This is a genomic window from Arthrobacter sp. 01N444 (genome assembly GCF_056399305.1).
On the sequence record NZ_JBFTRB010000006.1, the window covers coordinates 269,049 to 277,373 of the forward strand.

The following is an 8,325-nucleotide window of genomic DNA, read 5'->3' on the forward strand; positions in this document are numbered from 1 at the left end:
CTTGAATGCGGGGGGAATACTGCCAGAGTAAGAGGGTGTCTACACAGGATCCCCCCGCTGCCTCGCCCGCCGCGCTCGACGGCGGTATCCGGCTCGTCGCCGCACGCTTCGGCCGCTACCTGGAAGCGGAGCGGGGCCGGTCCGCCCATACCGTGCGGGCCTATCTCTCCGATGTCGAAAGCCTGCTCGCGCACGCCGCAACCGAGGGCGTCCACGACCTTGCCGGGCTGGAGCTCGGGACCCTGCGGCGCTGGCTTGGTGCCCAGAGCGAGTCCGGGAAGTCCCGCGCCACCCTGGCCCGCCGCGCCGCCACCGCCAGAGCCTTCACCGCCTGGGCTGTCCGTGAGGAGCTGATCGAAGCCGACCCCGCCCTGCGGCTCAAGGCGCCAAAGCGGGAGAAGTCCCTGCCCGGCGTCTTGCACCAGCAACAGGTCCGGCGGCTCGTGGACGACGCCGAATCCGCCTCGGCCGAGGGGGAACCGCTGGCCTTGCGCAACCGTGCCATGGTGGAGCTGCTCTACGCCACCGGCGTCCGGGTTGGCGAGCTGGCCGGCATGGACGTCGACGACCTCGACCCGGACCGCAGGACGCTCCGGGTGCTTGGCAAGGGCAACAAGGAACGCACGGTGCCCTACGGGCTGCCGGCGGCGCTCGCCGTCGACGACTGGCTCCGCCGCGGCCGGCCGGCCCTCGCCACCGGGACCAGCGGCCCGGCGCTCTTCCTGGGCGCGCGCGGCGGAAGAGTGGACCAGCGCCAGATCCGCAGCGTGGTCAAGGAGATGCTGGAACGGCTGGGAGACACCGCCGCCACCGGGCCGCACGCCCTGCGGCACTCCGCAGCGACCCACCTGCTCGACGGCGGGGCGGATCTGCGCGCCGTGCAGGAAATCCTCGGGCACAGCAGCCTTGCCACCACCCAGATCTACACCCACGTGTCCGTTGAGAGGCTCCGGCAGAGCTACCAGCAGGCACACCCCCGGGCCTGAGGATTGCCGGTCCGGCGCGTCCGGCCGGCCGAAAATGGCGCACAATTCGGACCGGATTCCTGCCCCGGATTCGGCCCGCATACCTGCCCGGCGCCAAGCGGACCAGGGTCCACCTGCGGGACTGCCGAAGCATGCACGGCGCGCCGGGAAAGACGCGCCGAATCGCACTGGCGTAATTAGGAGGGGTAGGGCAGAATAAAACTCACGCCCGGGAAGTTTCAAGTTGAACTTGAAGCTGGAATGCACCACGTCCCAGCTTTGAACCCGGTTGTATATTAGTAGTCTGGCAGGGACCGCCGGCATAAATTGGGATCCGCGCAACAGACAGACATCCAGGCACAGGTCGTTGGGGAAGACGTACCTACAGCTATGGAGGATGGAATGTCTGTTGCACTGACCCGAGGTGTGTTGTTCGTTCACTCGGCCCCGACTGCCTTGTGCCCCCACGTCGAGTGGGCCATAGGGTCTGTCGTGGACAAGCGGACGGACCTGGAGTGGACCGCTCAGCCTGCCGCGCCCGGAATGTTCCGGGCCGAGCTGTCGTGGACCGGAACGCCGGGCACGGGGGCTCAATTGGCGTCCGCTCTGCGAGGCTGGGCGCACCTGCGCTATGAAGTCACTGAGGAGCCGAGCCAGGGAGTCGACGGCGGCCGCTGGTCGCACACCCCGGAGCTCGGGATCTTCCACGCCACCACTGACGTCCACGGCAACATCATGGTGTCCGAGGACCGCATCCGTTACGCCTACGAATCCGGCGCCGGCGACCCCTCGGCCGTCTACCACGAACTCTCCCTCGCCCTGGGCGAGGCCTGGGACGAGGAACTCGAGCCGTTCCGGCACGCCGCCGAAGGCGCCCCCGTGCGCTGGCTCCACCAGGTCGGCTAGGGCCTCACCGGGCGCACCACCGCAGCAATTCCATAGCTAGGCGCCAAAAGGCAGATGGCGGCAATGTTCACGAAGAACATTGCCGCCATCTGCCGTCCCGGCGTGCTGCGGGCGTGCTGCTGGTCGTGCAGCTAGACGCTGCGTACCGCGATCACGGCGTTGTGGCCGCCGAAGCCGAACGAGTTGCTCAGCGCGGCGATGCTGCCGGCCGGCAGGTCGCGGGCGGTCGTGACGACGTCGAGCGGGATTTCCGGATCCTGGTTCTCGAGGTTGATGGTCACCGGCGCCTTGCGGTCGTAGATGGCCATGACGGTCAGCACGGCCTCCACGGCACCGGAGGCGCCGAGCAGGTGCCCCATCTGGGACTTGGTGGCCGAGACCGCTACGGAGTCCACGTGCTTGCCCAGGGCGGCTTTGAGGGCCGCGTACTCGGGCTTGTCGCCGACCGGGGTGGAGGTGGCGTGCGCGTTGACGTGGACGATGTCTTCGGGCTGGATGCGGCCATCGAACATCGCAGCCTTCAGCGCGCGGGTGGCGCCCAGGCCCTGGGGGTCCGGGGCGGTGATGTGGTAGGCGTCGGCGGTGACCGAGGTGCCCGCCAGTTCGGCGTAGATCCGGGCGCCGCGGGCCAGGGCATGTTCCTCGGCCTCGAGCACCAGGGCGCCGGCACCCTCGCCCATGACGAAGCCGTCGCGGTCACGGTCGTAGGGGCGTGAGGCGTGCTCGGGATCGTCGTTGCGGCGTGAGAGGGCCTGCATGGAGGCAAAGGCGGCGATCGGCATCGGGTGGATGGCGGCTTCGGCGCCGCCGCACACGACGACGTCGGCCTTGCCGGCGCGGATGAGGTCCAGGCCCACGTGCACGGCCTCGGTGCCGGACGCGCAGGCGGAAACGGGGGTGTGGGCGCCGGCGCGGGCACCCAGGTCCAGGCTTACCGCGGCGGCCGGGCCGTTGGGCATCAGCATGGGCACGGTCATGGGCAGGACGCGGCGGGGACCCTTTTCGCGCAGGGTGTCCCAGGCATCCAGGAGGGTCCAGACGCCGCCGATGCCGGTCGCGAAGGCCACCGCCAGACGGTCGTGGTCGATTTCAGTGATGCCGGAGTCGGCCCACGCCTCACGGGATGCGACCACGGCGAACTGGGTGGACGGGTCCATGCGCTTGGCCTCGACCCGGGTCAGGACGTCCAGGGCAGGGGTGGAGGCGCGTGCGGCGAAGTGGACGGGCAGCTCGTACTTGGCCACCCAGTCGTCCTCAAGCGTGTGCGCGCCGGAGACGCCCTTGAGCGCGTTCTTCCACATCGTGGGGACATCGCCGCCGATGGGTGTGGTGGCACCCAGACCGGTAATGACTACTTTGCGTGCCATGGGATCACTCTCTGTCGGTGCGCCTGCCGTATCCGGAACCGCGAACGGGATGGCCGGGGCCTGCGAGGGGAAAACTTTCGGGTGGTGCATTTCGTGGCGGTGCTGGTGGTCCGGTCCGGGCGCTGCTGCAGCGCCCGGACCGGACACCGGGGTCCGCCGATACCGGCGGATGCCAGACTAGGCCTGGGCGTTGGCGATGAAGCTGACGGCGTCGCCGACGGTCTTGAGGTTCTTGACCTCTTCGTCCGGGATGCGGACGCCGAACTTCTCTTCGGCGTTGACCACGATCGTCATCATCGAGATGGAGTCGATGTCCAGATCCTCGGTGAAGGACTTGTCCATTTCGACAGCCTCCGTGGCCAGGCCGGTCTCTTCGTTGACGATTTCAGCCAGGCCGGCCAGGATTTCTTCGTTGCTAGCCATTGATGGCTCCTTTTCTGGTTGTTGCCCTCGGCTGCCGGTGGAATGCCGGCAGCCTAAGGGCGGAAATGATTCAAACCGAGGGTTCGGCTTGGTGCGGGAATGCTTGCGAGCACAGCATGCGGGGCTGGCCCTGAAATTGAAGGACATGCGGTGCAAGGGTGAAACGGGTGGAACGTATTTAGTTCGGAAAAGCGGTGGCTGCCTAAGGAAGCACGACCACCTGGGCGCCGAAGACCAGACCGGCTCCGAAGCCGATCTGCAGCGCCAGCCCGCCGCTGAGCTCGGGGTTTTCCTCAAGCAGGCGGTGGGTGGCCAGGGGGATGGACGCCGCCGACGTATTTCCGGCGTCGGCGATGTCGCGGGCGATCTTGACGGTCTCGGGCAGCTGCAGCTTCTTGGCCATCTCGTCGATGATGCGCATGTTGGCCTGGTGCGGGATGAACGCAGCGAGGTCCTCGGACCGGATGCCGGCTGCGTCCAGGGCCTGCTGGGCCACCTTGGCCATCTCCCACACGGCCCAGCGGAAGACAGTCTGGCCGTCCTGGCGCAGGGTCGGCCACAGGGAAGCGTCGGTCACGGCCGCTTCCTCATCGCTGACGGCGGCGCCGTGCTTGCCGGTCAGGGCGAGCTCGCGGATGTCCAGCATGGAGTGGGTCATGCCGATGGCATCCCACTTGCTGCCGTCCGAACCCCACACCGAGGGGCCGATGCCGGGCGTGTCAGAGGGGCCGATCACGACTGCGCCCGCGCCGTCGCCAAGCAGGAAGGAGATGGTCCGTTCCGTGTTGTCGATGACGTCGGAGAGCTTCTCGGCACCGACCACCAGGACGTAGGATGCCGCGCCGGAACGCACCAGGGCGTCGCCCTGGGCGATGCCGTAGCAGTAGCCGGCGCATGCCGCGGAGATGTCGAAGGCCGGGGCCGGCGTCGCGCCGAGGCGGTCGGCGAGGCTCGCTGCGGCGGACGGGGTCGCATACGGGTGGGTGACCGTGGAAACAATCACGGCGCCGAGCTGGGAGGCCTCGATGCCGGCCTTCTGCAGTGCTTCACGTGCGGCGCCCTCGGCCATGTCAATCACGCTGACATCGGCGGGCGCGCGGTGCCGGGTGATGATGCCCGTGCGCTGGCGGATCCACTCATCCGAGGAGTCGATCCACTGGCACACGTCCTCGTTGGTCACGATCACGCTGGGCCGGTAAGCCCCGATACCCATGATGCGGGTGTTGGCCTGCACCGGTGCCTGCTTCAGAGTGGGAACGCTCATGCCCCTCCCTCCAGTTCTGCAAATAGGGCCAGGGCCGCGGAAAGATCGTCCGGGGTCTTGACGGTGACTGTCTTGACGCCGGGCATGCCGCGCTTGGCCAGGCCCGCCAGTGTTCCGGCGGGAGCCAGTTCGATCACGCCGGTCACCCCGCGCTGCACCATCGTCTCCATGCACTGGTCCCAGCGGACCGGCCGGGAGACCTGGGCGATCAGGCTGTCGACGGCGGCGGCGCCGTCGGTGACTTCCGCGCCGTCGAAGTTGGACAGCAACGGCACCTGCGGGTCCTTCGGGTGCAGCGACGGACGCAGGGCCTGCAGGGCCGCGCCCGCGGGGGCCATGTGCGAGGTGTGGAACGCGCCCGCGACCTTCAGCGGAATAACCCGGGCCTTGGCCGGCGGGTTCTCCGCCAGGGCCTTCAGCTGCTCCAGGGTGCCTGCGGCGACGGTCTGGCCGGCCCCGTTGACGTTGGCGGCCGTGGCCCCGGCGGCAGCAATGGCTGCCAGGACCTCCGCGGGGTCGCCGCCCACGACGGCACTCATGCCGGTCGGGGTGGCGGCGGCAGCGGCTGCCATGCTGTTGGCGCGTTCGCGGACAAACGTCATGGCTTCGGATTCCGACAGGACACCGGCGAGGGAAGCCGCGGTGATTTCGCCGACGGAGTGGCCGGCAAGGATGACGGGAAGCGTGCCGAGTTCGACGTCGAACAGCGACTTCGCCGTCACCAGGCCCGCAGCAACGATCAGCGGCTGCGCGACTGCGGTGTCCTTGATGGTCTCCTCATCGGAGGTGGTGCCGTGGGCGGTGAGGTCGATGCCTGCTATTTCGCTGAGGGAGGCCAGGAGGCCTGCGACGGGTGGCAGTTCCAGCCAAGGGGCCAGAAAACCAGGGGTCTGGGAGCCCTGTCCAGGGCAAACGATTGCAAGCACGTAACCAGCTTTCCAAATTACCGCGTGAACATTCGTGTTTTCATGCACCAAGCTCACTGGGTCAGTTTGTAGGAAGTCTACAACGGTTCAGGAGCCGTTGCGGGGAGGTTGCCGCTCCGTGGGGGCCTTCGGCGGGGCAGAAAGCCGGCCCACGACGAGGGCGGTCTGGAGCACGAACGCCTCCCGCGGCAGCAGCGGATCCCAGCCGGTGACGTCGCAGACGCGCTTGAGCCGGTAGCGCACTGTGTTGGCATGGACGAAGAGTTCCCGGGCCGTGGCCTCGAGTGAATGGCCCAGTTCGAGGTACGTGCCGAGGGTCTCCACCAGCCCGTTGGAGGCGGCCAGAAGCGGGCGGTAGATGTTCTTGACCAGCGAGCGGCGGGCGGCGTCGTCGCCGGAGATCACCCGCTCCGGGAGCAGGTCATCGGCCGCCACCGGGCGCGGCGCGGAAGGCCACGCGCGGGCCGCGGTGAGGCCGGCAAAGGCGGACTGGGCGGAGCCGCTGGCCTCGAGGAGGGACCCGGCCTCCGGGCCGTAGACCACCGGGCCGGGGGCAAAGAGTTCGCTGAGTTTCAGGTACGCGGTCTCCCGGTCGTGGACCCCGCCCAGGATCAGGATGAGGCGGTCGCCCTGGATCCCCACAAGGGCGTCCTCGGCGAAGCGCCCCGCCGTGCGCCGCAGCTCGCTGACGTAGCTGGCGCTTGGTTCGGACGGGGAATTTCCGACCATGACCGTGAAGCGCTCCTGTGCTTTCCAGCCCAGGGCCGCGATCCTGGACCGCAGCGCGTCGGTGTTTTCGCCACGGAGGATGGCATCGACAATCAGGGCTTCCAGCCGGGTATCCCAGGAGCCGCGGGATTCCGCGGCGCGGGCATAGACGTCGGCGGCCGCGAACGCGACCTCCCGCGAGTAGCGCAGCACGGCCTCCCGGAGGGCCCCCTGGTCCGCTTCCGGGGCGATCACCGGGACCTGGTCCTCGACGACTTCCACCACGATCCGGATCAGCTGGAGCGCCTTCTGCAGGCTTATGGAGCGGGTCAGTTCGGTGGGCGCGGTGCCGAAGACGTCGGAGAGGATCCACGACGGCGAACTTGGCCGTTCGTACCAGGTGACGAAAGCCGCGATGCCGTTCTGGGCCACCATGCCCAGGGCGGAACGTTCATCCGAGTTCAGCCGGCCGTACCACGGCAAGGACTTCTCCAACTGGCGCAGCGTCGTCGTCGACAGCTGGCCCACGCTGGCCCGGAGCTTCTTGAGGGTTTCGGCTTTCTCCGGAGTCATCGCCCTCGAGCTCGGCTTGCGTTTTTCGGGAGTGGTGATCGGCTCTGCCATGCATTGAGCATACGGGGCGGGCCGCCCAAGCTCCATTTGTGCGAAGGCTACAACTGTCCTTGTCCTGCATCACAGCGGCCCGCGGGAGTCCAGAGCGCCCCCGGAGGGAGGCCCGAGGGAGGCCGGAGGGAGGCGGGGCGGTTAAGCGCCCGACGGCGGCCCCCACCTTTCGGTGGGAGCCGCCGTCGAACGTTCGCTCTTGCGCTGAGGCGCGGTTAGGAGTCGCCGCCTGCGTTGCCGGTGGTGCCGGCGTTCACGTTGTGCAGGCGGTACTTCTCGATGGCCTGGGCAGGTGCCTGGGCATCCACTTCGCCCCGGCGGGCCAGCATCTGAAGGGAACGGACCACAACCGAGTGGATGTCGTTCTTGAAGAAGCGGCGTGCCGCGGCGCGGGTGTCCGAGAAGCCGAAGCCGTCCGCGCCGAGCGAGGCAAACTCGTTCGGCAGGAACTGGCGGATCTGGTCCGGCACGGCCTTCATGTAGTCGGTGACCGCCACGATGGGGCCGGTGGCGCCGGCGAGCTGCTGGGTCACGAACGGGACGCGGGCGGGCTGGCCGGGGTTGAGGAAGGAGTCTTCCTCGGCGGCCATGGCGTCGCGGCGCAGTTCGGTCCAGGAGGTCACGGACCAGACGTCCGCCGAGACGCCCCAGTCCTCGGCGAGGACCCGCTGGGCTTCGAGGGCCCAGGGAACCGACACACCCGAGGCAAGGATCTGCGTGCGCGGGCCGTCAATCTTGGCCGGCGCCAGCAGGTAGATGCCCTTGATGATGCCCTCGACATCGAGTTCCGCCGGTGCGGGCGGCTGCACGATCGGCTCGTTGTAGACAGTGATGTAGTACATCACGTTCCGCGACGGATCGTTGTCGGCAATTTCCTTCCCGGCTTCGCCGGGGCCGTACATCCGGTTGAGGCCGTCACGCATGATGACGCCCATCTCGTAGCCGTATGCCGGGTCGTAGGTGATGACGGCCGGGTTGGTTGCCGCCAGCATGGGGGAGTGGCCGTCGGCGTGCTGCAGGCCTTCGCCGGTCAGGGTGGTGCGTCCGGCGGTGGCGCCGATGATGAACCCGCGGGTCATCTGGTCGGCGGCGGCCCAGAAGGAATCGCCGGTGCGCTGGAAGCCGAACATCGAGTAGAAGAC

General features: G+C 68.3%; 8 protein-coding genes. 2 read left to right on the forward strand and 6 right to left on the reverse strand.

Going from position 1 to position 8,325, the window contains the following annotated elements:
• Positions 1 to 5: 5 nt before the first annotated feature.
• The gene (locus AC1DKN_RS10145; protein ID WP_476871181.1) at positions 6 to 986 is read left to right on the forward strand and encodes a tyrosine recombinase XerC; all 981 of its coding nucleotides are present in this window, start codon (positions 6 to 8) and stop codon (positions 984 to 986) included.
• Positions 987 to 1,367: 381 nt separating this feature from the next.
• Entirely contained in the window at positions 1,368 to 1,871 is a 504-nt protein-coding gene (locus tag AC1DKN_RS10150; protein ID WP_026266435.1) for a DUF3145 domain-containing protein, read from the forward strand.
• A gap of 131 nt (positions 1,872 to 2,002) precedes the next feature.
• On the opposite strand, the gene fabF is transcribed toward AC1DKN_RS10150, so the two are convergent.
• The 6 genes from fabF to AC1DKN_RS10180 all read right to left on the reverse strand — a co-directional run.
• Positions 2,003 to 3,238 (reverse strand): beta-ketoacyl-ACP synthase II, encoded by a 1,236-nt coding sequence (fabF, locus tag AC1DKN_RS10155; RefSeq protein ID WP_028275211.1) that lies wholly within the window; start codon positions 3,236 to 3,238, stop codon positions 2,003 to 2,005.
• Between the two features lie 177 nt (positions 3,239 to 3,415).
• Positions 3,416 to 3,661, reverse strand: coding sequence for an acyl carrier protein (locus tag AC1DKN_RS10160; RefSeq protein ID WP_018773434.1), 246 nt, complete (start codon positions 3,659 to 3,661; stop codon positions 3,416 to 3,418).
• A gap of 202 nt (positions 3,662 to 3,863) precedes the next feature.
• Complete coding sequence (locus tag AC1DKN_RS10165) at positions 3,864 to 4,925, reverse strand: beta-ketoacyl-ACP synthase III (protein ID WP_026537071.1); 1,062 nt, start codon at positions 4,923 to 4,925, stop codon at positions 3,864 to 3,866.
• A complete protein-coding gene (locus AC1DKN_RS10170) occupies positions 4,922 to 5,851 on the reverse strand; it encodes an ACP S-malonyltransferase (RefSeq protein ID WP_028275209.1) in 930 nt (309 codons plus the stop codon). The genes AC1DKN_RS10165 and AC1DKN_RS10170 overlap by 4 nt, the downstream gene beginning before the upstream one ends.
• A gap of 87 nt (positions 5,852 to 5,938) precedes the next feature.
• The gene (locus AC1DKN_RS10175) at positions 5,939 to 7,183 is read right to left on the reverse strand and encodes a PucR family transcriptional regulator (RefSeq protein ID WP_018773431.1); all 1,245 of its coding nucleotides are present in this window, start codon (positions 7,181 to 7,183) and stop codon (positions 5,939 to 5,941) included.
• 215 nt (positions 7,184 to 7,398) lie between these two features.
• On the reverse strand, positions 7,399 to 8,325 hold a 927-nt coding region (locus AC1DKN_RS10180; protein ID WP_476871182.1), incomplete at its 5' end, for a transketolase-like TK C-terminal-containing protein.